Source organism: Nocardia aurea, assembly GCF_003123685.1.
In the GTDB taxonomy this organism is placed as follows: Bacteria; Actinomycetota; Actinomycetes; order Mycobacteriales; family Mycobacteriaceae; genus Nocardia; species Nocardia aurea.
The window spans coordinates 225,030-250,458 of record NZ_QCYJ01000085.1; the positions used below are offsets into that span (position 1 = coordinate 225,030).

General features: G+C 68.1%; 22 protein-coding genes. 13 read left to right on the forward strand and 9 right to left on the reverse strand.

Annotation, left to right across the window (positions count from 1 at the left end; all coding sequences use genetic code 11):
* The first annotated feature begins 4 nt into the window (after positions 1-4).
* From DAT37_RS17755 to DAT37_RS17795, 9 genes are all read left to right on the forward strand, one after another.
* Entirely contained in the window at positions 5-1,318 is a 1,314-nt protein-coding gene (locus tag DAT37_RS17755) for an NtaA/DmoA family FMN-dependent monooxygenase (protein WP_109525882.1), read from the forward strand.
* 49 nt (positions 1,319-1,367) lie between these two features.
* Positions 1,368-2,081 carry an NAD(P)H-binding protein gene (locus DAT37_RS17760; protein WP_109525883.1) on the forward strand — a complete coding sequence of 238 codons (714 nt, stop codon included), beginning with the start codon at positions 1,368-1,370 and terminating at the stop codon, positions 2,079-2,081.
* Positions 2,078-3,139, forward strand: a complete 1,062-nt coding sequence (locus DAT37_RS17765; RefSeq protein ID WP_109525884.1) for a DUF7405 family protein — start codon at positions 2,078-2,080, stop codon at positions 3,137-3,139. Before DAT37_RS17760 ends, DAT37_RS17765 begins: the two co-directional genes overlap by 4 nt.
* Before the next feature lie 3 nt (positions 3,140-3,142).
* Positions 3,143-3,856: a hypothetical protein gene (locus DAT37_RS17770; protein ID WP_109525885.1), complete on the forward strand. Its 714-nt coding sequence runs from the start codon at positions 3,143-3,145 to the stop codon at positions 3,854-3,856.
* Between the two features lies 1 nt (position 3,857).
* Complete coding sequence (locus DAT37_RS17775; protein ID WP_109525886.1) at positions 3,858-5,483, forward strand: ABC transporter substrate-binding protein; 1,626 nt, start codon at positions 3,858-3,860, stop codon at positions 5,481-5,483.
* A 182-nt stretch (positions 5,484-5,665) separates the two neighbouring features.
* Positions 5,666-6,661: an ABC transporter permease gene (locus DAT37_RS17780; RefSeq protein WP_109525887.1), complete on the forward strand. Its 996-nt coding sequence runs from the start codon at positions 5,666-5,668 to the stop codon at positions 6,659-6,661.
* Positions 6,658-7,557, forward strand: a complete 900-nt coding sequence (locus DAT37_RS17785) for an ABC transporter permease (protein ID WP_109525888.1) — start codon at positions 6,658-6,660, stop codon at positions 7,555-7,557. Before DAT37_RS17780 ends, DAT37_RS17785 begins: the two co-directional genes overlap by 4 nt.
* Positions 7,550-9,217, forward strand: coding sequence for a dipeptide ABC transporter ATP-binding protein (locus DAT37_RS17790; RefSeq protein WP_109525889.1), 1,668 nt, complete (start codon positions 7,550-7,552; stop codon positions 9,215-9,217). Before DAT37_RS17785 ends, DAT37_RS17790 begins: the two co-directional genes overlap by 8 nt.
* Before the next feature lie 33 nt (positions 9,218-9,250).
* Positions 9,251-10,606, forward strand: a complete 1,356-nt coding sequence (locus tag DAT37_RS17795) for an acyl-CoA dehydrogenase family protein (RefSeq protein WP_109526063.1) — start codon at positions 9,251-9,253, stop codon at positions 10,604-10,606.
* Positions 10,607-10,660: 54 nt separating this feature from the next.
* Here the strand turns inward: DAT37_RS17795 and DAT37_RS17800 are convergent, their stop codons facing one another.
* The gene (locus tag DAT37_RS17800; protein WP_109525890.1) at positions 10,661-11,605 is read right to left on the reverse strand and encodes a LysR family transcriptional regulator; all 945 of its coding nucleotides are present in this window, start codon (positions 11,603-11,605) and stop codon (positions 10,661-10,663) included.
* Positions 11,606-12,061: 456 nt separating this feature from the next.
* Here DAT37_RS17800 and DAT37_RS17805 point away from each other — a divergent pair, with 456 nt between their 5' ends.
* On the forward strand, positions 12,062-13,042 hold the full coding sequence (locus DAT37_RS17805; RefSeq protein WP_198654316.1) for an LLM class flavin-dependent oxidoreductase: 981 nt from the start codon (positions 12,062-12,064) through the stop codon (positions 13,040-13,042).
* Positions 13,043-13,051: 9 nt separating this feature from the next.
* Positions 13,052-14,362: an NtaA/DmoA family FMN-dependent monooxygenase gene (locus DAT37_RS17810; protein WP_109525892.1), complete on the forward strand. Its 1,311-nt coding sequence runs from the start codon at positions 13,052-13,054 to the stop codon at positions 14,360-14,362.
* 71 nt (positions 14,363-14,433) lie between these two features.
* On the opposite strand, the gene DAT37_RS17815 is transcribed toward DAT37_RS17810, so the two are convergent.
* From DAT37_RS17815 to DAT37_RS17830, 4 genes are all read right to left on the reverse strand, one after another.
* Positions 14,434-15,372, reverse strand: a complete 939-nt coding sequence (locus DAT37_RS17815; protein WP_109525893.1) for an aldo/keto reductase — start codon at positions 15,370-15,372, stop codon at positions 14,434-14,436.
* 112 nt (positions 15,373-15,484) lie between these two features.
* Complete coding sequence (locus DAT37_RS17820) at positions 15,485-16,150, reverse strand: hypothetical protein (protein WP_109525894.1); 666 nt, start codon at positions 16,148-16,150, stop codon at positions 15,485-15,487.
* Between the two features lie 4 nt (positions 16,151-16,154).
* A complete protein-coding gene (locus DAT37_RS17825; RefSeq protein WP_109525895.1) occupies positions 16,155-17,213 on the reverse strand; it encodes a DUF7405 family protein in 1,059 nt (352 codons plus the stop codon).
* On the reverse strand, positions 17,210-17,932 hold the full coding sequence (locus DAT37_RS17830) for an NAD(P)H-binding protein (protein ID WP_109525896.1): 723 nt from the start codon (positions 17,930-17,932) through the stop codon (positions 17,210-17,212). The genes DAT37_RS17825 and DAT37_RS17830 overlap by 4 nt, the downstream gene beginning before the upstream one ends.
* 256 nt (positions 17,933-18,188) lie before the next feature.
* Here DAT37_RS17830 and DAT37_RS17835 point away from each other — a divergent pair, with 256 nt between their 5' ends.
* Both DAT37_RS17835 and DAT37_RS17840 read left to right on the forward strand, forming a co-directional pair.
* The gene (locus DAT37_RS17835) at positions 18,189-19,253 is read left to right on the forward strand and encodes an acyl-CoA dehydrogenase family protein (RefSeq protein WP_109525897.1); all 1,065 of its coding nucleotides are present in this window, start codon (positions 18,189-18,191) and stop codon (positions 19,251-19,253) included.
* 11 nt (positions 19,254-19,264) lie between these two features.
* Entirely contained in the window at positions 19,265-20,572 is a 1,308-nt protein-coding gene (locus DAT37_RS17840; protein WP_109525898.1) for an NtaA/DmoA family FMN-dependent monooxygenase, read from the forward strand.
* Between the two features lie 33 nt (positions 20,573-20,605).
* On the opposite strand, the gene DAT37_RS17845 is transcribed toward DAT37_RS17840, so the two are convergent.
* From DAT37_RS17845 to DAT37_RS17860, 4 genes are read right to left on the reverse strand one after another with little or no spacing between them, the layout of a single operon-like run.
* Positions 20,606-21,841 carry an acyl-CoA dehydrogenase family protein gene (locus tag DAT37_RS17845; protein ID WP_232839817.1) on the reverse strand — a complete coding sequence of 412 codons (1,236 nt, stop codon included), beginning with the start codon at positions 21,839-21,841 and terminating at the stop codon, positions 20,606-20,608.
* A 37-nt stretch (positions 21,842-21,878) separates the two neighbouring features.
* Positions 21,879-23,555: an ATP-binding cassette domain-containing protein gene (locus DAT37_RS17850; RefSeq protein WP_109525900.1), complete on the reverse strand. Its 1,677-nt coding sequence runs from the start codon at positions 23,553-23,555 to the stop codon at positions 21,879-21,881.
* The gene (locus tag DAT37_RS17855) at positions 23,555-24,478 is read right to left on the reverse strand and encodes an ABC transporter permease (protein WP_232839818.1); all 924 of its coding nucleotides are present in this window, start codon (positions 24,476-24,478) and stop codon (positions 23,555-23,557) included. The genes DAT37_RS17850 and DAT37_RS17855 overlap by 1 nt, the downstream gene beginning before the upstream one ends.
* Complete coding sequence (locus DAT37_RS17860; protein ID WP_109525901.1) at positions 24,475-25,428, reverse strand: ABC transporter permease; 954 nt, start codon at positions 25,426-25,428, stop codon at positions 24,475-24,477. The genes DAT37_RS17855 and DAT37_RS17860 overlap by 4 nt, the downstream gene beginning before the upstream one ends.
* Position 25,429 lies beyond the last annotated feature (1 nt).

Below are 25,429 nucleotides of genomic sequence, written 5' to 3' on the forward strand. Positions count from 1 at the left end.
GGTCATGTCAGGACAACCGCCGCTGCATCTGGGTGTCAACTGCCCGGGGCTCGGGTCCTACCGCAACGCCTGGCGTCGTGACGGCATCGATCCGCTCGGCACCGCCAATCCGGATTTCTATGTGCGCGTGGCACGAACGGCCGAGCGCGGACTCTTCGACGCGATCTTCACCGCCGACGTCCCCGCGCTGACACCGAGCTGGGAGACCGAACCCCAGCGCGCCACGCTCGATCCGGTAGTGGCGCTGACCCTCGCCGCCCACGAGACGGAATACGTGGGGGTGGTGGCCACGGTCTCCTCGACGTGGCACCACCCGTACAACCTGGCGCGTTCGATCGCCACGCTGGATCGGATCTCGCGCGGGCGGGCCGGATGGAATGTGGTGACCAGCTACAACCCGCTGGTCTCGCCGAACTACGGACTCGACGTGCTGCCGCCCAAGACCGAAAGGTACGCCAGGGCACGGGAATTCCTCGATGTGGTGCAGGATCTGTGGCACACCTGGTCGCCGGAGGCGATCGTGGCGGACAAACGCAACGGGCGATACGCCGCGGCCGACGGCGTCCGACCGATCCGGCACCGCGGAGAGTTCTTCTCCGTCACCGGCGGCGGATTGGTGCCACCGTCACCGCAGGGCATTCCCGTCGTGTTCCAAGCGGGCGGCTCGGCCGACGGCCTCGACCTGGCCGCGCGTCACGCGGACGCCACCTTCGTCGCGGCCGCGACCATCGATGCCGCCCGCGACTACCGCGTCGGACTCGACGCGGCCTCCGCGGCCGCCAGGACGCCCGGGCGCACACCGGTGCTCGCCCTGCCCGGTCTCGTGCTCACGCTCGGATCGACCGACGAGGAGGCTCGGCGACGACGCGAGGAACTCGCCGACCCGGAATCCGAGGCCGCGACGCTGGCGATGCTCGCCCAGCGGCTCGGCGTCCCCGCCGAGGACATCGACCTGGACTCCCCGCTGGCACTGGACGACTCGCATTTCGAGAAGCAGCGCCACGCCACCTCGGAGGGATTCCTGCGCTCACTGGCCTCGCTCGGCGAATCAGGCAGGACGGTGCGCGAGATCGTGCGCGACGGTATCGGTCATCTCGCGGTGACCGGAGGCCCGAAGACCGTGGCGGACACGATCGAGGCGTGGTTCTCGACCGGCTACGTCGACGGCTTCAACATCATGTTCGACGTGATCGACGAACGTTTCGATCCCTTCGTCGACGAAGTCGTACCCATCCTGCAGGAGCGCGGCCTCTTCCGTCGCCGCTATCACGGCACCACTTTGCGCGATCACCTGGGACTTCCCACCCCCACGTGGTGATCGCGCCCGAATCCCACCCCGACCGTCACTCGAACGAGGAGTAACCGCCATGGTCGACATCGTAGAGTTCAGCCCGGTATTCGCCGAGGCCGCCGACTCGCGCTTCCACCACGTCAACGGAATCTGGAACTCGCGCAAGCCCACCGAGCTCTTGGCCCGCGAACGCGGGCACGCCTACCACCGTCCCGCCGACGGCGGCGTCACCTACGAGGAGGCCGCCGAGGCACTGGCGAGCGCGGACGCGCTGATCCTGGCCCCGACCGTCGCCGCGGCCACCGGGATGTGGCAGCCCGCCGACGGCGAGGAAGCGGGCAGGCTCATCGGTCACCGTGTCCTCGACCGGATCGGTGAGCACCGCCCGGATCTGCATATCGTGCTCGTCTCGCATTTCCTCGTCGGCCACGGCGTGACCCACCGCAACGCCAAGCCGAACACCTGGAGTCTGCGTGCGCTGGAGGCGCATCTGCGCGCAGGCCCCAATCCGTGGACCATTCTTCGGCCCACCTGGCTGTCGACCATTCACGATCCGTCCTACCAGACCAGACTCACCGGCGACCGCCACGCCGACGGCCTGGTCAGCACCGAGAGCGTGGCCGCCGCGGTGCTCACCGCCATCGAGAACCCGGAGGCCGCGAGCGGCCGGACCGCGGCGATCTACAACCTGAGCATCCCCGAGACCGGTAGCACCGATCTCGTCTCCCAATTCGGCGCGCTAGACCGTGATTTCGAAGCCGAACTCGTGTTCGCGGCGGTGACCGAATGAGTCTGCCCGCGGGCCAGCACGAATGGGAAGCCACCTTCGGTCACGACGAACTCGACCGTCCGATACCGCCGCGACGGCAACTGCTGGTGTTCGCCGATCTGGCCGACGCGCCGAGCGCGGCGGGGGCGGCCCATCTCGAATCGGCGCTCACGCTGCTGGAGAGCCGCTACCCCTACGGTCCCGACGGACTGCTCACCACGGTCGGCTGGGGCACCGCGTGGTTCGACCGGCACACCGAACACCTCGGGCTGATCAATGTCGCGGCGCGGATGTCGCGCTGGGAAGACCCGGTGATCGAGACCCCGCACGCGATCTTCCACCTGGCCAGCGATCACGCCGAGGTTCTCGACGACGCGTTCGACACCCTGTTCGGTGACGGACCGAACGCGCAGGGGCAGTACCTGAAGGCACAGAGCGTGCGGCGCGGATTCGTCGGCGCGGGGCTGCCGAGCGAGGCGCTGCCCGAACTCGGGATTCCGCAGCATTCACCGCTGCTCTTCGGATTCCACTCGATCCATCGCGGAAATCAGGCCACCGAACAGTCGATCACCATCGGTGACGGTCCCTTGGCGGGCGGTACCACCGCGCACGTCAGCCGGATCGAACTCGATGTCGAACGTTGGCACGCCAGAAGCCGCGACGCGCAGGCCGCGCTGCTGTACGCGCCGACCGTCACCGCGGCGCAGGCCGAGAAATTCGCCGACGACGCGCCGAGCGACTACCAGTCCTACGAACAGACCGCGAGGTCGCACGGCATCGTCGGCCACGCCCAGGCCGCCGCCCGCGCACGGGTCGACAACGTGCCGGTGATCAACCGCCGTGACTTCGCCACCGTCGACGACGGAAAACCCGGCACGCATTTCGTCGCACTGCAACGAGAGTTGCGCGATTTCAACAACACTCGCGCCATCATGAACGCCGCGGACGGGCCGGGTTACCACCGCGCGGTGGGAGCGCGCAGGCGCAACGGCATCAACGCCTTCTTCGACGTCACCCATCGCGCGACCGTCGGCATACCGCCACGCGCGTCGCGCGCCTACCCGTACCTGAGGAGCTGAGCGATGGTCGCTCCGAACGACATTCGCGCCGAAGAGGTCATCGACCGGGATTCGGTGGACGCTCTGCGAGAGATCCTGGACGATCCCGCCATCCCGGTGGCGACCACCGCGGTCGGGCCCGGAGCGCGGATCGGCGCGGTGCGCGAAGCCGTGGATCACCTCACCACGGTCGGCGCGCTCGCGGTGGCCGCGCATTCCGTTGCGGCGGGCGAACGGCTGTTGTCCACACTCGCCGACATCGACGCCGGGCTCGCCGACGCCGTGCGATGGCATATCGCGCTGTCCGGCGTACTCGCCGGTCTCGAACCGGGCCGGGCCCGCAACACACTGCTCGGCAATATCGGTCGCGGTGATGTGCTGACGTGGGCGCACACCGTGCGGGGCTGGTCGTGGTCGGAGGGCGCCCCGCCGAGCGGCGACGCCACGATCGGTCACGCCGACGGCGAACTCGAGATCGATCACTATCCCGGCCTCTACGACTACCTGCTCGTGTGGGAGCCGACGGGCGGGTCGCTGATCGCGGTACCGACCTATCGCGACCGGATCTCCTGGGAGCAGACCGTTCCGGCGTCCGGGCGACCGGCCACCTGGGTGGTCCGTCTGGCCCGCACCACGTTCCACGTCGACGATCTGATCCCGCTCGACCGGCACCCGCGCGAACTCACGAGCTGGCGCGAGCCGATCCACCCCGCACCGACCTCAGAAGGAGCTCATTGACATGCCCGCACCGAAACTCGTTCGACGGCTCGCGGCGGCCGTGGCCGGACTCGTCCTGGTCACCACGGCGGTCGCCTGCGGATCGAACGGGGGACCGGGCGCCGCGGCGGGCGGCCAACCGCGCCGCGGCGGCGACATCATCTTCCTGGAGAACGGCGAGTTCACCGGCTTCGCGCAGCAGGACCTGCGGACGTGGCAGACCTCCTCGGTCGCGGTCAATCTGTTCGACCGGCTCCTCTACCTCGACCCCGAGACCGGCGAGCTGGCGCCGTGGCTCGCGACGGCATGGACGGTGAACAACGCCTTCACCGAGATCGAACTGACGCTGCGCACCGACGTCACCTTCAGCGACGGAACGCCGCTGACCCCGGCGGTGGTCGTCGCGAATCTGAACCACTTCGGGTTCGGTGACACCAAACGCGGCATCACCCCGTCGCGGCCGCAGTTCGCCCGCTACGCCGGGTCGGAGGCGATCGGCCCGGACAAGGTGCGCATCCGGCTCGGCGAACCCGACACCGGATTCCTGAACAATCTCGCCGACCTGCGGCATTCGATCGTGGCGCAGTCCACGATCGATCTCGGCTACGAACAGGCCTCGGAACTGGAGAACGCGATCGGCAGCGGTCCTTTCACCTTCGCCTCCGAGAAACCGGGCAGCGAGATCAAGATCGTCCGGCGGGCCGGATACAACTGGCCGCCCGGCGCCGCAGACCACACCGGCGAGGCCTATCTGAACTCGATCACCTACATCATCTCTAGCGAGGGAGCCTCGCGTACGGGATTGCTGCTCTCCGGTGATGAGCACGCCGCGCGCGACGTGCTCATCACCGACGAGAAGCAGTTGCAGAAGCGCGGTTTCCACTACTTCGGCGCGCGTCCGTTCGGCGGCGTCCGCGATCTGGAGATCAACCCGACCGCCAACCCGCTCATCGCCGACCTGCGTGTCCGGCAGGCGATTCTGCACGGCATCAACCGTGCCGAACTGATCGAGGGCCTCTACAACGACAACTGGATCGCCGCCAAGGGACTCGTCCAGTCCAACACCCCGGGGTTCGTCGATATCGGCGAACAATACGGTTTCGATCCGGCACGCGCGAACCGCCTGCTCGACGAGGCGGGCTGGACGGCCACGGGCGCCGACGGGATCCGGACCAAGGACGGCACCAGGCTCTCGTTCCGGGTGTATCCCGAATCGCAGTGGGTGGTACCGATTCCGGACGCCGAGCTGATCGCGATCCAACTCGCCCGCATCGGCATCCAATTCGAGATCGTCAAGGTCGACCGCGCCACCTACACCGCCCAGGTCGCCAAGCCCGACAATCCGTTCTCCTGGGGGCACACCACGGCCACCGACATCAATCAGCTGTGGAACCGCTACCGCTCCAAGGGGGTCGGCGGACTCAACGATCCGGCCTTCGACAAGCTGCTCGACACGATCAAGACCATCCCGGTCGGTCCGCAGCGCACCGAGGCGGTGGGCGCCGCACAGCGCTACCTGCTCGACAACGCTCTCATCGTGCCGTTGCAGGAGACCCAGCAGTCCTTCGTCACCGCCCCCGGCCTCCAGGGATTCATCCCCGAAACCCTCGGCCGGTCGTACTTCTACGACGCCTGGCTCGACCAGTGACACCGCGCTAGGCATTCGACAGCATCGCCCACCGACGCCTTCCACCCATTCGAGGAGAACCCGACCATGACCGCAACCACGCGATTTCGGCGCTTCGCCGGTGCGCTCGTCGTAGCCGCGCTGACGGTGACCGCCGCGACGTGTAGTGGCGCACGGTCGGGTTCGGGAGGCAGTGGTCAGCCATGAGCAGACCGATCCCGTCCTCGTATCCGCGCTACGTCCTGGCCCGAGCGGGCCAGGGCCTGGTGGTGCTCGCGCTGTCCTACCTGGTGGTCTTCCTGCTGCTGTTCTTCCTGCCGGGAGATCCGATCAGCGCCCGCCTCAACGACCCCGATTCGAACTATTCCCCCGAACAGATCGAACAGCTCCTGACCTACTACGGCATGGACCAGCCGCTGTGGGTGCAGCTGTGGCACGCGGTCCGGCGGTTGGCACAGGGTGATCTCGGCTATTCGCTGACCACCGTCGAACCCGTCGGCAGCCGAATTCTCGACGCGCTCCCGTCCACCGTCGAACTGGCCACGATCACCCTGGTGTTCTCGGTGGTCCTCGCGCTCGGACTGGCCGCGATCGCCACCGGCGCGCCCTGGGAGCGGGTCCGCCGTTTCACCACCGCGATTCCCGCCGCGCTGCTTTCGGTCCCGACCTTCGTCGTCGGACTGCTCGTACTCCAGGTGTTCTCCTACAACCTCGGCCTGTTCAGCACGTTGAAGGCCGACGGCTGGAGCGGGGCGATACCGGCGGCCGCCGTCCTGGCCCTGCCGGTGTCGGCCCCGGTGGCGCGGGTGATCATCGAGAACGCGCAGGAGGTCCAGGGGGAGCCGTTCGTCACCTTCGCCCGATCCAAAGGGCTCGCCGGACTGCGTATTCTCTTCGCGCACGTGGCCAGGCCCTCGGCGCTGCCCGGCGTGACCATGCTGGGTCTGGCGGTCGCCGAACTCATCACCGGCTCGGTCATCGTCGAAGCCATCTTCAACCGACACGGCGTCGGATCGGTGATCGAATCCGCGGTGTCGAGTCAGGATTCCCCGGTACTGCTCGGGGTGATCCTGCTCGCGGCGGGCGCGATCGTCCTGGTCAATCTCGCCGTCGACCTGACCTACCCGCTGCTCGATCCGCGACTGCGCGGCAGATCCGCCACCTCGATCACGGGTTCCGAACCGAAGGTGCCGTCATGAGCGCTCCCACCCTCGAAGAACACGACGCCGGCTCCGTCGCCGACGATCCCGGGGCGGCGACAGCCCGTCCCGGGCGGGGGACCGCGATCCGGAGTCGGCTCACACCGACCGCGGTGGTCGCGGGCGTGGTCATCGCGCTGATCCTGCTCGCCGCGGTGGCGCCCGGACTGTTGAGCACCCACGACCCGTATCGGGAGCACCTGAACGAGGTACTGCTCGAACCCTCGGGCACGTACTGGCTGGGGACGGACTATCTCGGACGCGATATCTACTCGCGCGTCGTGCACGGCACCGGAATGTCGGTGGTGAGCGCGCTACTCGCGGTGGTGATCGGTCTGCTCGTCGGCTCGGGCGTCGGCTTGGTGGCGGGCCACTACTCGGGCACACCGCTGGAGGGTTTCCTGATGCGGCTGGTCGACGCGCTCATCGCCATCCCCTCGCTGCTGCTGTCGATGGCGATCGTGGTGGCGCTGGGCTTCTCGACGATCAACGCGGCCATCGCCGTCGGAGTGTCCTCCGTCGCGGTCTTCGCGCGATTGATGCGGTCGGAGGTACTGCGGATCGAGAATCTGCCGTATCTGGAGGCCGCCGAACTGGTCGGCGCGCGCGGCCGGTCCCTGATCGTCTCCCACATCCTGCCCAACGCGTGGGCCAGTGTGCTCGCGCTGTCGGTGCTGCAATTCGGCGCGGCGATCATGTCGATCGCGTCGCTGGCGTTCCTCGGCTACGGCGATTCGCCGCCCTCTCCCGAGTGGGGCGTGCAGGTCGCCGAGGGCAAGAACTACGTGTTCTCGGCCCCGTGGATGGTGGCCGTGCCCAGTGTCGCCGTCGTCGTTTCCGTCGTCGCGTTCAACCGGCTGAGCGCTTTCATCAAGGAGTTGAGTACCGATGAGTGATCCCGGTGCGCACACGGCCGCGCTGCTCTCGGTCGACGGTCTCAGCGTGGGATATCGCCAGCGGGGACAGGTGCGCCATACCGTCGCCGAGGTGTCCTTCGTCGTACCCGAGGGCTCGGCGACAGCGCTGGTGGGGGAGTCCGGTTCCGGCAAGTCGACCATCGCGAACACCGTTCTGCGCCTGGCCCCACCCAACGCGGTGGTCGAGTCCGGCGATGTCCGCTACCGCGACGAATCGCTGCTGACAGCACGCAATCGACGGTTGCGCGCGTTACGTGGCAACGAAATCGCCTACATACCACAGGATCCCGCCAATTCGCTGAATCCGGTGCGCACCATCGGCAGTCAGTTGCGCGAGACCTTGCGCGTCACCGCCGCCGTACCGGCCGACGAGATCACCGACCGCGCCGCGGGACTGCTCGCCGATGTCGGAATCCCGCGACCGGACGAGGTCGCCCGCCAGTATCCGCATCAGCTGTCGGGCGGTATGTTGCAGCGGGTGCTCATCGCGTCCGCTATCGCGGCCGGGCCCGCGCTGCTCGTCGCCGACGAGCCGACCTCAGCGCTCGATGTCACGGTGCAGCGCAGGGTGCTCGATCTCATCGATCGGCTACGCGCCGAACTCGGCCTCAGCGTCCTACTGATCACCCACGATCTCGCGTTGGCGCGAGAACGGTGCGACGAACTCGTCGTTCTGGAACGCGGACGGGTCCGTGAGGCCGGTCCGGCGCAGGTCGTACTACACCGTCCGCGCAGCGAATACACGCGACGGCTGCTCGCCGACGTACCCGCGCTCAATGCCGACAAATTCGCGAACGCCACCGTCTCGGCGACGGCCGGGACCTACGCCCGGTCGGCGGACCCGACGCCGGTCATCGAACTGTCCGGCGTGACGAAGGTCTTCCACCGGCCGGGCGGTGATCTGGTCGCGCTGGACCGTGTCGGCCTGTCGGTGGCGAAGGGAACGACACACGCCATCGTCGGCGAATCCGGTTCGGGCAAGACCACGATCGCGCGGTTGATGCTCGGCCTCGAGCGGCCGTCGGCAGGCGAGGTGCTCCTCGACGGCACCCCGCTGGACTATTCCGACCCCGGCGCCCTGCGCGCCGCGCGACGACGGATCCAACTCGTCTACCAGAACCCCTTCGTCTCACTCGATCCCACCTACACGGCGGCGCGGTCGGTGGCCGAACCGCTGTTGCGACACGGAATCGGCACCCGCGCCTCCCGGGCGGCACGGGCCAGGGAACTGCTGAACCTGGTCGGCCTGGCCGACCGGACCCACGAGTCGCTGCCCGAGCGGCTCTCGGGCGGACAGCGGCAACGGGTCGCGATCGCCCGGGCGTTGGCGCTCGAACCCGAGGTATTGGTGCTCGACGAGCCGACCAGCGCGCTCGACGTGTCCGTGCAGGCGCGGATCCTCGAGCTCGTGGTCGACCTGCAACGCGAACTCGGATCGACCTATGTGCTCATCTCGCACGACCTCGGTGTCGTGCGCCAGATCGCCGACACCGTCACGGTGCTGCGTCACGGCGTCGTCGTCGAATCCGGTTCCGCCGCCACGATCTTCGCCACACCCACCGATGACTACACGCGGGACCTGATCGAGTCGGTTCCCGGATGGTCCGCCGCCGAGGGCCGCGTCGCGGTCCCGGTCTGAACACGGCCGAAACACCCAGAGCAGGAGATGACGATGTCAGTACAGAATACGAACGGCGCGACAGCCGCGGCCGCGGCGGCGGTCACCGATACGGCAGTGGTCACCGATACGGGCGCGGTGACCGATACCGAACTCCTCGAACGATTCCGGCCCGTCTTCGACAGGATCGCCGAGGGCGCGCTGGATCGCGAGACCACCCGCAGAATTCCCCTCGAAGAGGCCGGATGGCTTCGAGACCGGGGTTTCGGTGCGTTGCGGGTGCCGCGCGAACTCGGTGGTTCCGGCGTCACGTTGCGCCAGCTGTTCCTGTTGCTCATCGAACTCGGCGCCGCGGAATCCAATCTCGTGCAGGCGTTGCGCGTGCATTTCCGATTCACCGAGGACAGGTGGCGCGAACGTGACACCGAGCGCGGAAAACTGTGGCTGCGCCGAATCGGCGAGGGCGCGATCGTCGGCAACGCCAGCAGCGAGCGGTCGGGCAACGTCCGCGGGCAGACCAACACCACCCTCCGGAAGCAGGGCGACAAACTCCTGCTCAACGGCGTGAAGTACTACAGCACCGGCAGTCTGTACTCCGACTACATCTCGGTCGCGGTCGTCCAGGGCGACGGTGAACGGGTCACGGCACTGGTCCCGAGCACCGCCGAAGGCGTCCAGCTGCTCGACGACTACTCCGGTTTCGGCCAGCGCACCAGCGCCAGTGGCACGTCGACGTTCACCGACGTCGAGGTCGACCCCGACGCCGTCATCGCCTTCGACCGGGTCTTCGCCGGGCAGGTGGCGATCGTGCAACTGGTACACCTGGCGACACTGGCGGGGATCGTGCGCCGCGCGGTGGACGAGACCGCGGGATTCGTTCGTCGTCGCCGCCGGTCCTACAGCCAGGCAAGCGCCGACCTGCCCCGCGAGGATCCCCAGGTCCAGCAGGTTCTCGGCCGCGCCGACGCGGTGGCCCACGCCGCCGCCGAGATCGTGCTCGGCGTCGCCGCCGCCCTGGATCGTGCCTCGGACGCCCGGTTCGACCTGCGCACCGCGCCGCGGGAGCAGCGCACTCCCGAGGCCGAAGCGCGGGTGCGTGCCCTCGAACTCGACGCGGAACTGAACGTCTACCGTGCCCAGACGACGGTGATCGACCTGGTATTGCGCACGACCACGGAGATCTTCGAAGTCGGCGGCGCGTCGGCGCTGGACGAGAGCCTGCACCTGGATCGACACTGGCGCAACGCCCGAACGCTGGCTTCCCACAATCCGGTGATCTATCGGGAACGTCAGCTCGGTGACTATCTGCTCAACGGCACCGAACCGCTGAATCAGCCTTCGGTCGGCGAAGCGCCCGGTCTGGCTCCCGCCGCCGACGATCCCGCTCCCGCGCTCGTCGTCGTCTCCTGAGATTCGGCCGTGCGGCAGGGAAACCCTGCCGCACGGCCGATTTCGAGCGCGATATCAGGAAGCGGCGTCCAGGCCGGTGGTCAGCACATCCTCGGTGACATTCTCGATCCGGTCCCGTGCCAATTCGCGCAGTGTGCGCATCACCAGCGATACCGCCGGATTGCGCAGCGCCCCCTCCCGGTGCACGGCGGTGACCGTCCGGCCGCCGAAACCGACGCCCTCCACCACGATCTGACGCATCGTCGGCGGAACCGACAGTCGAGGTACCAGTGCGACACCGACACCGGTCGCGGCCAGCTGGCACATATTCGGAGCACCGACGACGCGATGTTCGATCTGCGGCACGAAGCCGGACTTCTCACCCAGTCGAACCAGCGCTTCGGCCAGCCCGGAATCCTGCGGACCGGTGATCCACGATTCCTGCGCGAGCGCCGCCGCGCCCACGGTGCGGATGTGCATGTGGAATTTGCGCGGGGCGAGCAACACGAGCGGGTCGTATCCGAGGTCGTGGCTGTGCAGTCCACCCGTCGCCGTGTCGGCTCGGAAACTCAACCGCGAGGTCAGGGCGATATCGATATCGCCCTGACGCAGTGAACGCAGTGAATTCGGGCTGTCGGCCTGCAGGATGCGCAGTTGGAGTTCGGGTTGTTCGCGGCCCAGCTGTTCCAGCAGCGGCGCGGCCAGACTCGCGATACTCGTCTCGAAACCCGAGATGGACACGCGCGCGGCCGATTTCTCGTGCGTGACGGCGACGGCGCCGATCGCCTCGTCGACCACGCGCAAGATGGTGCGCGCGTGCTCGACCAGTACCTCGCCACCCGGTGTCAGGCGCAGCGTGCGGCCGTTGCGGCGGAACAGTACCGCGCCCACTTCGTCCTCGAGAATGCGCAATTGAGCCGACACCGCCGAACTGGTGATATTGCGGCGTTCGGCGACGGCGGTCAGCGTGCCCAATTCGGTGAGGTCGCACAACAGCATGAGACGACGGAAATTGAGCATCACGCGCTCCCTGGCTTCGAAAAGGAAGTCCTGCCGGTGGGGGCGACCGTCACCCCGTCGAAGGTCGTGCGACGAGCCGTGATCGGCTTTCCCACAGCCGATCCGGAGTACGCGGAAGCGCCCATGGCTGGATCATGCCGCAGCCCGAGGTGCCTCACCAGGGTTGCGTCGACCGCTGAACTTAAATGCGCGCTGTCCCGTTCGCGGGTCGGGCGAGCTCTCGGCCACGGGGCCAGGACGGCGTCCATCGATCCGCTGGAGCGGTGAACGTCCAGGTTTTCTCACCGTTTTCGTTCGATTCGTGAAGAGGAAAACATTCCTGGGCGCCCGACCTCGGCCCGTACGATTCGACGAACACGCTCGTACGGCGAATGGATCGTATTCGGGAGGCTTCCGCAAATCGTCGCTATCCGACTGTCGTTCGGCGACCGAATGTCTGGAATCTGGAGGGCACGAATGGCCGTTGTCATCGGCGTGGAAATCCCGGACGGGCAGCTGGCACAGTTGGCGGCCGCCGGATTCGACAGGGTGCCGGAATCGATCGACGCGGCGGGGGTCGGCTATGTCGTGCTCGGCGCGGACCGAGCCGACGGGATACCGGGCGCCTCGCTGAGCCCGACGATCGTGGCCACCGTCTTCGGTCGCCGCACCGCCGGACTCGGGATCGTCGCCGCGGCGTCCCCGCAACGTGATCACCCGTTCAATGTCGCCCGGCGGCTCGCTTCGCTCGATCACCTGACCCACGGCAGAGCCGGGTGGCTGGCCCTGCGCCAGGATCGCGCCGCCGCGCTCGGACTGGACGGCCGCGGCGGCTGGGCGCCGGGGCCGTCGGACGCGCCACGGCTGGCCGACGCGGTCGCGGCGGCTCGCGCTCTGTGGCGGACCTGGCCGATCGAATCGCTGCGCACCGGCGACATCGGTGTCCCCGACACGACCCCGGTGCGCTACGCCGACCACACCGGATTCTTCTCCACCACGGGTCCGCTCAACGTGCCGACGACACCGCAGGGTGAGCCCGTGGTGTGGTGGCGCTACGAACCGGGCGACGATCCGCGTGACGTCGCGTCCGCCGATATCGTGATCGTCGCCCCCGAGCAGCTGGCGGCGGTGGCCGAACTGCCGGAATCGGTGCGCGTGCACGTACGGCTCGACCGATCCGATCCCGGATTGCGTTCGCGGATCACCGAATCAGCCACCGATCCCCGGGTGCACGGCGTACTCGTCCGGACGGATCTGTTCGACCTGCGCGGATTTCTCACGGGCCCGCTGACCGCGCTCGCACGATCCGGCATCGTCCGACTTCGCGCCGATCACGAGGGAATCCGCTCGGGCACAACGAAACCCGGCGCGCACCCGATACTGCGCGAACATCTCCGGACGCCACGACGCGTCGAACCCGACCTGAGCCGTCACCGGCCGGTCTTCGCGGGATCGTGAGGGAATGTCATGAGCGACAAGCACGTCATCCTCAATGTGAACGTCCTCGACCTGGGTATCAGCCCGGTCGCCTGGCAACTGTCCGGACTGCCCAAGGACGCGGTGGTCTGCGGTGACTATTTCGCCGAGATCGGCCGTATCGCCGAACGCGGGACCCTGGACGCGTTCTTCCTCGCCGACAATCCCGCGCTGCGGGAGAACCCGCGCCTGCGTCCGGGCCGGGCACTGGAACCGACCACGATCCTGGCCACGGTAGCCGCCGCCACGACGCACCTCGGCCTGATCGGCACCCTGTCGACCACCTTCAACGATCCGGTCGAGCTTGCCGAACGGCTGCTGAGCCTGGATCACATCAGCGCGGGCCGCGCCGCGTGGAACGCGGTGACCACCTACAACCTGGCGGCGGGCGGCAATTTCGGTCTCGCCGCGATCCCGGATCGGGGTGCCCGCTATCGCCGGGCCGACGAATTCATCGATGTCGTCGTCGCACTGTGGCAGGCGGCGGTCGACGGCACCGCGGTGAACCATCGGGGCGCGCATTTCCAGGTCGACGGACGGCTGCCGCTGGGCCCGTCACCGCAGGGATACCCGCTGGTCGTCCAAGCGGGCGGCTCACCCCAGGGGCGTGCCCTGGCCGGGCGCACGGCGAACGCGGTGTTCAGTGCGGAACTGTCGTTGAGCGCGGGACTGGAACACTACGAGCAGGTCAAGCGGACCGCGACCGAATTCGGCCGATCGCGCGACGATATCGCCATCCTGCCCGGACTGATCACGATCATCGGAAGCACCAACGCCGAAGCCGAGGCCAGGTACGCGCTGGCCCGCGAACTACAGGAACCCGGCCACGAATTGTCGCGCCTGGGTGCGGTACTCGCGCACGACTTGGGACAGTACGACCTCGACGACCCGTTCCCGCCGCACGTGCTGGAGGATCTGGACGACCCGGACGCGTTCTCCGCCTCACTCGGATTCCGCGAATCGGTGGTGCGTGGGGTCGCCGACCGTGTCGCGGCGACCGGTGGCAGGTACACGCTGCGCGAAGCGCTCCTGGAATTCGGCAACGGCGGACATCGGCGTGTCATCGGATCGCCGGAGGAGGTCGCCGACACCATCGAAGAGTGGTTCCGTGCCGGCGCGGCGGACGGATTCAACCTGATGCCCGACGGATTTCCGTCCGGGCTCGAGATCTTCGTCGACGAGGTGGTGCCGATCCTGCGGCGGCGCGGGTTGTTCCGGCACGAATACACCGAGACGACACTGCGGGAACGATTCGGAATCGGTCCGGTACACGCCCGCGCGGTTGTGCCCGCACACACGTGAGCGCGAGAGCGGTCCGAGTCGACTTCGGTCGGAGCGTGATTCACGCCCCGACCGAAGGTCCGGTCCGACGCCTACCGATCCGGCGTGAATCCCGCCGCGGCGATTCGCCGCCAGGCTTCGGCCCGCACATCTTCCGGCAGCGGCCCACGGCGCACCGCCCGCGCGTTCGCGCGGATATGGTCCGGGTTCGCCGATCCGGCGATCACGGTGCTGATATTCGGATTGCTCAGTTGCAGGCGCAGCAGCAAACCCGGAACGGAATCGCCGTCGGCCAGATCCTCGAGCGAGACCGACGACGGCTCGACATCGGCACCGGAGGCGGTCGGCTTGGGCCTGCTCAACCCCTGCGCGACCCCGCCGCGGACGATCACGCCCGCCGAACGCTCTCCGGCGACGTCGAGGAAGGATTCCAGCGCCCGCTCGAACGGCGAGTACGGGAGCTGGTAGGTCTGGAGTTCCTTGATCGCCAGGTGGGCGGGCAGATGCGGGAGCGCCGACGAGATGCCGATGGCCCTGACCTTGCCCTCGTCCCGCAACCGGATCAACGTCTCCAGCGTGCCGTGCGATTCGAGGACCTCCGGCGACGGGCTGCCGTGGATCTGGAGCAGATCGACACGGTCGGTGCGCAACCGCGTCAGACTCTGCTCGACGCCACGACGGATGTGTTCGGGGCTGTAATCGTGCGGGAGCAGCCCCGGCGGCGCGTCGGGACGGTGTTCCAGCGGGCACCCCGCCTTCGTCGCCAGGATGAATTCGTCACGCCTGCCGGAAACGGCTTCGCCGATGATCTCCTCGGAGAGCCCGTAGTCGATCGAGGTGTCGATGAAGGTGATGCCCTCGTCGAGCACGGTGGTGAGCGCCTCGTGGGCGACCTCCCTGGCCAACGGCCGCGGACGGCGGTGCACATCGGCGCCACCGCGCAATTCCATCGCGCCGAAACCGAGGAAGGTGACCGGCGGCCCGCCCTCCCACAGGGGGCGCAGCGTGTGCGCGTCACTCGGTGCGTTCACAGATCCTCCGTCTCCGGCGACCGTCGTCGGTCACCGATCCAGGGCGTACACGGGCCTGCCCGGCAGCGATTGTCGCGCCGGGAAGGTATTGCGTCGAAGCGGATTCCGCGCGTCAGGATGTTCGGCGCGGATCGTGGTCGAGCGGGATCAGGTCGTCGGCGTGGAAGGTCACCGCGTCGAGGGTGAGAACCCAGGCGTGGGCCGATCCGGCCGCACCGTCGGCGGGTTCCCAACTCAACCCCTGACGATGGGTCGAGATCGCGACCAGCCCGCCGATGCCGGGATGCCACGCGAGCACCGTGTCGTAGAGACCGGGGAAATCGTCGACGACGATCTCGCCGTGCGCACGCCGCAACGGCTGGACCGAGTCCGGTGCGGCCTCGTCCCAATCCCAGTGTCGGACGGTGGAAGCGAAGGCGATCAGATCGCCGCGTCCGACATCGCCGAGCACGGCGTTGCGCGCACGGCCCGCCTCCACGCCCGACAGCGCTCGCACCGCGCCGACATGTCGGTCGAGCACGTCGGCGAGATCGGTGTCCAGGACGGTCAGCGCGCGCACCAGGTGTGCGCCCGCTTCGGGTGACTCGAGCACGTCGGCTCCGGCGCGCACCGTCACCAGGTGGTCCAGTGCTTCCCGAAGCCGCGAGATCCGTTGCCCGTCGGGGCCTTCGACGGTGGTGCCGACAGGCAGGGACGGGTCGTCGAGAATTTCGCGCAAGGCCACGATCGAGTCCTCGTCGAGGGCCGTCGCGCTCGCGAGGTCGGTGGTTCCGGTCATGGATTCAGCTCCGAAGGTGCGGGTAGGCACGGGATTCGCGCGGCGGAATCCCGAATGTCGCCCGACGCGTGACATCGAAGAACGCGTTGATGCCGTTGCGTCGCCGCGCGCCGACCGAGCGGTGGTATCCGGTGCCGTCCGCGGCGTTCATGATCGCGCGCGTGTTGTTGAAATCGCGCAACTCGCGCTGCAACGAGATGAAATGCGTCCCCGGTTTGCCGTCGTCGACGGTGGCGAAATCACGACGATTGATCACCGGCACGTTGTCGACCCGCGCGCGGGCCGCCGCCTGCGCGTGGCCGACGATGCCGTGTTCGCGCACGGTCTGTTCGTAGGACGCGTAGTCACTGGGCGCGTCGTCGTTGAGCGTCTCCGCCTCCGCCGCGCTCACCGTCGGCGCGTAGAGCAACGCGGCCTGTTCGTCGCGATTCCTGGCGTGCCACCGGTCCACGTCGAGTTCGATCCGGCTGACGTGCTGGGTGGTGCCGCCCGCCAGCGGTCCCGACGGGATCCTGAGCGATTCCTCGGGGGCCTGGTTGCCGCGGAGCACGGAATGGAAACCGAACAGCAGGGGCGCCGATCTCGGAATGTCGAGATGGGGCAGCGCGTCACTGGCCAGGCCCGCGCCGACGAAACCGGTGCGGATCTCGCGCACCTTCAGGTGCTGACCGACACCGTCGTCGCCGAACAGGACATCACCGGCCGACTCGAGAATCTCGGGGTGATCGGTGGCGAGGTGGAAGATCGCGTGTGGCGTCTCCAGAACGGGATCCTCCCACCGCGACATCTTCGACGGGACGCCGATCAGGGCGGTGTGCTCGGTGTACTGGTCCCACCAGGTGGGGCCCCAGCCCAGCGTGGTCAACAGACCGTCCGGACCGTAGGTGTGACGCCGCTCCAGTTCGGCCAGGCGTGATTCCAGCAGCCGTGCGGCGTCCGCGTCGGGATTCTCGACCAGGTCGACCAGGATCAGGTGGTGGTAGCGCGGCGGCACCGGACGGCCGATGTCGTCGCGTCCGAATGTCGCCTCCCATTCGTGCTGCCCCTCGGGTAGACAGCTCATCCCGCCACGGGCTCTCGCACGAACCGGGCCTCGAAATCGGGTACGAGTTCCGCGAATTGGCCCGCGAGGTCGGCGGGTGCGGCGCCGGGGATGCTGAGATTGAACACCGCGGCGGTGCGCCCGGCCGACACCTCGGGATTCTCGATGGCCGCGATAACCGCGCGCGCGAGCGATTCGGTGCTGACCAGACCGTCGGCGTACTGGTCCTGAGTCAAACGGATCTGATAGGACGGGTCGTGGGTGGCGGAGAGCCAGGTGGCGCGCAGCACGGTCCACGGGTTGCGTCCCGCACGCAGGTGGGCCTCCAACGCGCGCAACGCGAGTGCGTGGATCCTGCGATTGCGGTGGTTCACACCGTGACCGGTGAGGAAATGCGACAGCAGCACCACATGGACGTCGGGCCGATCCGTGCTGAGCCGGTCCAGGATCCGGTGGCCGATCGTACGACCGGCCGTCGGCCCGTCGGCGGGCTGGCGCATCACGCCCGCACCGCCGTTGAGCGACGGTGACAGGATCACCGCGTCCGCCTCGGCGACGAGTCGGTCCAGTTCGGCCTCGGTGACACCGCCGTCGGCCGGGCGGCGGTAACGGTGTCCGCGCTCGTGCGCGAGCCGTTCGGCGATATCGCGGGCGCCCCAGCCGCCCGCGCGATTCACCAGATGGAACTCGGTACTGGTCGCCTCGGCATACACCGGGCCCAATTCGACGATATCGACCATGACTCCAACCAAACTTCGAGCGGATTCGCCGATCGTAAGTCGATGACGTGGCTGCGATGAGCTTTAAATTTGCGGAGAGAATAAACCGTGCCGGAATGCCCGCGCCGCTCTACATTTGCAGGCGCGATATCGGCAGCCCGTTCGGTGCTGCCGTCGCATTCGATCCATCGCAGCGCTCGCACCGACGACATGTCGGGGCCGGAGGCGCTCGTTCGCCCGAAAGGGGAGCCGTGACCGACCTCCGAGAGCAGACGCCATGAGCGTCGATCAGGTCACGGCGCCGACCGAACACCCCGCCTACCGGGAATTCGCCGAACTGGTCGGCGCGGTCATCGCGCCGCGCGCGGTGGAGGTCGACGCCACCGAAGTCCCGCGTTCCCACCTCGACGCGCTGCGCGAGATCGGCTATTTCGCCTGGTCGGTGCCGCAGGAACACGGCGGAACGCGAATTCCCGCCGCGGTCAAGAACGCCGCGGACGACCTGTTGTTCGGCGCCGATCCGTCGACGGCCCTCGCGCTGACCCAGCACGGCGGACCGGTCGGCCAGATATTGAAATCGACGTCGCCGCAGGCGCTGGCGTTGTTGCCGAAACTCGCCGCGGGCGAACGGATAGGCGGCGCCGGATTCGCTCAGATCCGCCAGTGGCCGCACCGGCCGAGCACGATCGCGAGGAGGGTGCCCGGCGGATACCGCATCGACGGTGTCGTGCGCTGGCTGTCCGGCTGGGGGTTCGTCGACACCGCCTGGCTGGGCGCGGTCGACGAACAGAACTCCACCTATGTCTTCGGCGTCGGCGACCTGACCGCGCCCGGAGTCGAGGCCGTGCCATTGCGTTTGGCCGCGGTCCAGGGCTCACGCACCGTCACCCTGACACTGCGCGACTACCTCCTCCCGGACGAATACGTCACCGAGGTGGTCGATATCGCGGCGTGGAACGCGCTCGACGGCTCCGTGCACCCGAACGAACGCGGAAAGCCCGTGGGCGAGAAGGACCCGCAGCTGCCGTCGATCGGCGCGATCGGGCTGGCCAGGGCCGCTCTGATCGACGCGCTCACCGCACATCCCGGCGACCCGTCGCTGATCCGGCTGCGCGAAGAACTCGAGCACGCCGCCAGCACCCCTCGACCCGAACCGCAGTGGCGCGCCCAGCTGGACGCGCTCGCGGTGCGCGCGACCGCCGCCGGTCTGGTCGCCAGCGGAGGACAGGGGCTGCTGACCGACAACATCGCGCAGGTGCGTGCCCGCGCCGCGCTGTTCCTCCAGGTCCGCGGGCTCTCTCCGAGAGTCCGTGCCGCCCGCTTCGAGCAATACGTCAACTGAGGTCGATCACCATGTCCGAACGAACACTGCATCTCAATGTCAATGTGATCGCCTCCGGCGCGCATCCGGCCGCATGGCGGCTGCCCGAGGCCAATCGGCGTGCCTTCTTCGATCCGGCCCACTACGCGAACGTCGCCAGGATCGCCGAGGCGGGACTCTTCGACACCGCGTTCATGGCCGACAACTCGTTCCTCCATCCGGACGGCTACCCGAATTCGGGCCTCGACCCGATCGTGACGCTGTCGGCGATGGCCGCGGCGACCTCCCGGATCGGACTCGTCGGCTCGTACTCGACCACCTTCCACCACCCGTACGGCATCGCGCGGGCCTTCGCCTCGCTCGATCACCTCTCCGCCGGACGGATCGGCTGGAATGTCGTGACCAGCCGCAACAAGCCGGAAGGTCTGAACTACGGCTTCAGCGACCTGCCCGACCGCGAGACGAGGTACGGGCGCGCGCTGGAAGCGGTCGAGATCGTGACCGCGCTCTGGGACAGCTGGCAGCCGGGCGCGCTCGTCCTCGATCCCGCGACCGGAATCGCGGTCGACCGTGACCTGATCAAGCCGATCGACTATGTCGGAGAACATTTCTCGGTCGCCGGACCACTGCAACTCCCGCCGTCGCCGCAGGGACGTCCGCTGATCACCCAGGCCGGCGGCTCGGAAGGCGGCCTCGACCTGGCGGCGCGGTTCGCCGACGCGGTCTTCACCTCCGCGCTCTACATCGAGCCCGCCCGCGAGTACTACGCGAAACTCAAGGCCGCCGTCGCCCGCTACGGTCGCTCACCCGACAGGATCGCGATCATGCCGGGGATCAACCCCGTCATCGGCTCGACCGAGGAAGAAGCGCGTCGCCGCATCGCCGAACACGACGAGATCGTCGGACCGGTCGGCGGGCAGTTGGAGAAGTTCGCCAAATGGGTCGGCGTCGACCCCGGCGCACTCGACCCGGATCGGCCCTTCCCGCTGGAACTGCTCCAACCGACCGGTGGCACCTACAGTTCGGTCGGCTTCGACACCGCCACCAGGCTGTACCTGGAGCGCAACCGGCACCGCACCGTCCGCGAACTCGCCGCCGACGGCCGCCAGGGGCACCGCAATCTGGTCGGTAGCGCCGAACAGGTCGCCGACGACCTGGAGAACTGGTTCCGGACCGGCGCGGCCGACGGCTTCGTCATCCAATTCGACACGCTGCCGGGCGGTCTCGAACTGTTCGTCGAGCACGTGGTCCCGCTGTTGCAGAAGAAGGGGATCTTCCGTCGCGAATACGGCGAGAACACGCTGCGCGAGCGGTTCGGGGTGCCGTACGTCCGAGGCTGACGGCACCCCCGGTGGGGCGAAACCTCCCGAGCGTCAGAAGAATCCGACGCTCGGGAGATCCGCGTCGTTGACGACGACGTCGCCGACGACACGGGCCTTGTAGACCGTGGGATTGTGGGAGAACAGCGTCCGCAGATTGCGCCAGTGCCGGTCCAGGTGCACCGACTGGCGCGTCCACGACGCACCGCCCGCGTCGAATGCCTCCGAGGCCGCCCGCAGCGCGATCTGTTCGACGGCCACCTTGACCTGTGAGGTCTGGAAGGACGCCGCGAATTCCAGCGCGTCGTCGGCCACCCCGTGCTCCCAGAGATGAAGTGTCGCCGTGTCGAGCGCGTCGGCGGCCGCGAGTACGGCGGCCTCGACCACGAAGGTGGTGCTCGACAGCGACCCGACGACCGCGAGCAACTGTGGATCCTCGCGCGCCAGTTCGGTATTGCCCCACGAATACGACCGTGTGCGGGTGCGCAACAGCGTCGCGGTCTCGGCGGTCAGCGCGCGCAGCACGCCCGCGCCGATCGCGTGCATCAGCAGGTGCGCCTGCGGCGCCCTCGGCTTGCCCGACACCGGTGTGCGCCGGAATTCGCCGATCTCCTCGGGATGGACGAGCACATTCTCCAATATCGTGGTGCCGCTGCCGGTCTCGCGCTGACCGACGCCGTCCCAGTCGTCGACATGGATCACACCGTCACGATCGGCCGGTACCGTCGCGCTGATCTGTTGGCCCGCTTCGTTGTTCGCCGAGATCCGCAGATAGTCGGCGTAGGAGCTGCCGGTGCTGTAGAACTTTCGGCCGTTGAGCCGGAAATTCGCGCCGTCGGCGGTGAGCGTGGTGTCGTAGGTGTAGACGCCGGGCTGACCCGATAGCTCCGATTGCGCGCCCGCGAAGATCTTGCCGTCGAGAATCGATCGCAGCAGCCAGGCGCCGCGATCGGTATCGCGTGTCCGCAAGGCCTCCTCGGTGGTGCCCCAGTGTCCCCGAAGGATATGGGGCACATCGGGATCGGCTTCGGCCAGGCGGATGGCGAGCACGAAGAAATCGCGCAGGCTGTACCCGGCCCCGCCCGCCTCCTTCGGTACGCGCACCGCGCCGAGCAGATGTTCCCTGGCCAGCTGGAGCGCCCGCTCCGGGCGTCCGCCGCCCTCTGCTCGCCTGCGCGCGGCGTCGACGGCGATCTCCTCGATCACCGCCGCGAGTTCGTCGGAATCGAGCGCGGGCGGCACACGATCGGTGCGCGTCGCGGTCACGGGATGGCTCAGATGTGTTGTCACAGCGACTACTCCGTATCGTGAGGGTGATCGTCCGGGCTCAGACCGTCAGGTGAGAGCCGGGGACCGATTCGATCAGGCGCCTGGTGTAGTCCACCCGCGGATCACCGAGGACCTGCTCGGCGGTCCCCGACTCCACCACTTGCCCGCCCCTGAGCACCGACACCGTGTCGGCGAACAGTTTCACGACGCCGAGGTCGTGGGTGATGAACAGATAGGTCAGCGAATAGGCCGCCTGGAGGTCGGCGAGCAATTGCAGGATCTCGGCCTGGACCGAGACGTCGAGGGCCGAGACCGCCTCGTCCAGGATGACGATCTCCGGTTCGAGTGACAGGGCCCGCGCGATCGCGACCCGCTGGGCCTGCCCGCCGGAGAGTTCACCGGCCTTGCGCTCGGCGTGTCGGCGCGGCAGTCGCACGCCGTCGAGCAGTTCCAGCGCGATCTCGCGCCGCTCGCGCCGCCCGATGTCCTTGCGGTGCACCCGGATCGGCTCGGTTACCAGATCGGCCACGTCGAAGCGCGGGTTCAGCGACGAATACGGATTCTGGTAGACGAATTGCAGGCTGCGGCTGAGCCGTTTGCGGCTCCACTGCTCGGTCTGACCGAGCAGGCGCACCTGTCCGCTGTCGGCCGCGGCCAGCCCGCCGACGATGCGGGCGATGGTCGACTTGCCCGCGCCGGACTCGCCGACCAACGCGTGGGTGGTGCCGGAAGCGACGCGGAACGACACCTTGTCGGCGGCCCGGACCGACCGCTCCACGCCGCCGCGGTGGGTGGTGAAGGCCTTCGAGATATCGGTGACCTCGATGGCGTACTCGGCGGTGCCGCGCACGTGCTCGCCGGTCGCGGCCCGTGCGAGGCGCGCCGTGTCGAGATCGATCGGGCGCGGTGTCAGCCGTCCGGTGTGCAGCCCGGGGGCCGCGTCCAGCAGCCGACGGGTGTAGTCGTGGCGTGCGTCGCGCAGGATCTCACCGCCGGTGCCCTCCTCCACGGTGGACCCGTCGCGCATCACGACGATGCGATCGGCGCGGTCGAGAGCGACACCGAGGTCGTGGGTCACCAGCAGGATTCCGATACCGAGTTCCGCGCGCAGGAAATCCAGGTGGTCGAGGATCTGCTTCTGCACCGTGACGTCGAGCGCGCTCGTCGGCTCGTCGGCGAGCAGCAGTTTCGGCTCACCGGACAGCGCGATCGCGATCAGCACCCGCTGCTTCATCCCGCCGGAGAGTTCGTGCGGGTACTTGGCGTAGATCTCCTCGGGCGCGGCGAGTCCGGCCAGTTCGAGGAAACGGAAGGCCTCGGAGCGGATGCGCTGGTTGTGGGCTCCGTTGCCGAAAGGCAGGAACCGACGTCCGCGCAGCCGGTTGCGCAGCGCGTCCTCGATCTGGCGGCCGATGGGTTTGACCGGATTCAGCGAGACGCCGGGATCCTGCGGGATGTAGCCGACATAGCTGCCCCGATAGCGCGCGAACCTGTTGTGCGACCAGCCCGCGACATCGGCGCTCGCGAGACGGATCTGTCCGCTGATCCGGCAGGTGGCGGGCAGTAGGCCGATCGCCGAACGGATCAATGTCGACTTACCCGAACCGGATTCGCCGACAATGGTGACCAGTTCGCCCGGTTCGACGGTCAGCGAGATACCCGCGACCGCGCGGTGGGGCTGCTCACCGCGGCGTTTGTACCAGATCTCCACATCGGTGAAGGACAGTAGCGACATCAGGACTCCCTGTCCGGCTGCAAGGCACGGCTGATCCGATTGCTGGCGAGTACCGCGAGCAGGATGACCGCGCCGGGGAACAGCGAGATCCACGGCGCGACGGCGAGCAGGTCACGCCCCTCGGCGACGAGCAGACCCCATTCGGGTTCCGGTGGTGGCGCGCCGAATCCGAGGAAGCCCAGTGCCGCGATCGCGAGAATCGCCGAACCGAATTGCAGGGGAATCAGCGCGACCACCGAACTGAGCGAATTCGGCAGCACATGACGCAGCAGAATGGCGAGTCGGGGCGTGCCGATACTGGCCGCGGCCTCGACGAACTCCGCCTGGGTCACCTTGAGAACTTCGGCCCGCATCACCCGGGCGAAATTCGCCACCGACGAGATGCCGACCGCGACAGCGACATTGGTGGTGCCGTAGCCGAGAGCGGCCACCACGACCATCGTCAGCAGCAGGCCGGGCACCGAGAGCAGCACGTCGACCACGCGCATCACGATCGGATCGATGATCCCGCGCACATAACCCGCGACCAGCCCCAACGCCGTCCCGATGAAGAACGCGATGGATACCGCGAGCAGTGTGGCCGACATCGTGATGACGGTGCCGTACACCGTGCGCGTGTAGATGTCACGACCGAGTCGGTCGGTGCCGAACGGATGCTCGACACTGGGCCCGACGAGGATGACATCGGTGTCGGGGAGGTACGGATCGTTCCAGGTGAGAACACCCGGTACGACACAGAAGGCCAGGGTGGCGAGCACCACGACGACGGCCAGCGTCAGGCCGGGCTGGGCCAGGACGGGGTGCATTACCCCGAACCGACGCCGCGGCGGTTCGGCGGGCGCGGAGACCTCGACGGTGGGTCCGGTGTCGGGCTCGGTCGGTTGCCGATCGGCCCGCGTCGGTTTCTCGAGACTGATGGTCACGTGGTCACGCCCCTCTCGGGCACCGCTCGCAGCCGCGGGTCGATCAACGGATAGGAGATGTCGACGAGGAAATTCACCGTCACGAAGCAGAGCGCGACGAACATGACGATGCCCTGGACGACCGGAACGTCCTGTGCCCGAACGGCTTGTTCGGTCAGCCTGCCGATGCCGGCGCGGGAGAAGATCGTCTCGGTGATCACTGCGCCCGCGAGCAGTTCGCCGACGATGATGCCGCCCTGGGTCAGTGCGGGCAGGCTCGCGTTGCGCAGCACCTCGGTGTTGATCACGGTGCCTTTGCGCAGGCCCTTGCTGTAGGCGGTCAGGACATAGGGCGAGGCGTATTCGGTGTGGAAGTTGCGCAGCAGCAGCTGGGCGATCGGTCCGGAGACCGGAATCGCCAGTGCCACCGCGGGAAGCACCAAACCCTTCCAGCCCTGGCTGCTGATGGGCGGGAACCAGCCGAGCTGGAAGGAGAAGACCTTGATGATGATCAGCCCGAGCAGGAAGCTGGGGAACGACACCAGCAGCGGCGGGACGCTGGCGATCAGGTTCCGCAGCCACGCCGACCTGAGATAGGTGGCGACCCAGGCGACGGCGAGTGCGAACAACACCGCCACCACCAGCGCGGCCGCCGCGAGGACGACGGTTTTGGGCAGTGCGTCACCGATCGCGTCGACGACCGGTTGATCGGTGCTCACCGACGTCCCGAAATCGCCGCGCAGCGCCGCCAGTAGACGGTCGAGATACTGTCGCCATTCCGGCTCGTCGAAACCGTAGGCGCGCTCCATCTGCGCGAACGCCTGCGGATCGATGGTGGCGCGCTCATCCGGCGGGAACAGCAATTCGATCGGGCTCGTCGGCAGGAGATAGAGCAGGATGAAGGAGGCCGTGAAGGCCCCCCACACCACGATCAGCGCGCGGCCGAGTTTCAGCGAGGCGTAGCGCAGCACG

Bases quoted from the DNA above. Each gene is read 5' to 3' on its own strand.
- DAT37_RS17850 (WP_109525900.1), bottom strand. From the start codon at position 23,555: ATGTCGCTACTGTCCTTCACCGATGTGGAGATCTGGTACAAACGCCGC.
- DAT37_RS17840 (WP_109525898.1), top strand. From the start codon at position 19,265: ATGTCCGAACGAACACTGCATCTCAATGTCAATGTGATCGCCTCCGGC.
- DAT37_RS17785 (WP_109525888.1), top strand. From the start codon at position 6,658: ATGAGCGCTCCCACCCTCGAAGAACACGACGCCGGCTCCGTCGCCGAC.
- DAT37_RS17775 (WP_109525886.1), top strand. From the start codon at position 3,858: ATGCCCGCACCGAAACTCGTTCGACGGCTCGCGGCGGCCGTGGCCGGA.
- DAT37_RS17795 (WP_109526063.1), top strand. From the start codon at position 9,251: ATGTCAGTACAGAATACGAACGGCGCGACAGCCGCGGCCGCGGCGGCG.
- DAT37_RS17790 (WP_109525889.1), top strand. From the start codon at position 7,550: ATGAGTGATCCCGGTGCGCACACGGCCGCGCTGCTCTCGGTCGACGGT.
- DAT37_RS17835 (WP_109525897.1), top strand. From the start codon at position 18,189: ATGAGCGTCGATCAGGTCACGGCGCCGACCGAACACCCCGCCTACCGG.
- DAT37_RS17810 (WP_109525892.1), top strand. From the start codon at position 13,052: ATGAGCGACAAGCACGTCATCCTCAATGTGAACGTCCTCGACCTGGGT.
- DAT37_RS17765 (WP_109525884.1), top strand. From the start codon at position 2,078: ATGAGTCTGCCCGCGGGCCAGCACGAATGGGAAGCCACCTTCGGTCAC.
- DAT37_RS17760 (WP_109525883.1), top strand. From the start codon at position 1,368: ATGGTCGACATCGTAGAGTTCAGCCCGGTATTCGCCGAGGCCGCCGAC.
- DAT37_RS17770 (WP_109525885.1), top strand. From the start codon at position 3,143: ATGGTCGCTCCGAACGACATTCGCGCCGAAGAGGTCATCGACCGGGAT.
- DAT37_RS17800 (WP_109525890.1), bottom strand. From the start codon at position 11,605: ATGCTCAATTTCCGTCGTCTCATGCTGTTGTGCGACCTCACCGAATTG.
- DAT37_RS17820 (WP_109525894.1), bottom strand. From the start codon at position 16,150: ATGACCGGAACCACCGACCTCGCGAGCGCGACGGCCCTCGACGAGGAC.
- DAT37_RS17805 (WP_198654316.1), top strand. From the start codon at position 12,062: ATGGCCGTTGTCATCGGCGTGGAAATCCCGGACGGGCAGCTGGCACAG.
- DAT37_RS17755 (WP_109525882.1), top strand. From the start codon at position 5: ATGTCAGGACAACCGCCGCTGCATCTGGGTGTCAACTGCCCGGGGCTC.
- DAT37_RS17780 (WP_109525887.1), top strand. From the start codon at position 5,666: ATGAGCAGACCGATCCCGTCCTCGTATCCGCGCTACGTCCTGGCCCGA.
- DAT37_RS17830 (WP_109525896.1), bottom strand. From the start codon at position 17,932: ATGGTCGATATCGTCGAATTGGGCCCGGTGTATGCCGAGGCGACCAGT.
- DAT37_RS17825 (WP_109525895.1), bottom strand. From the start codon at position 17,213: ATGAGCTGTCTACCCGAGGGGCAGCACGAATGGGAGGCGACATTCGGA.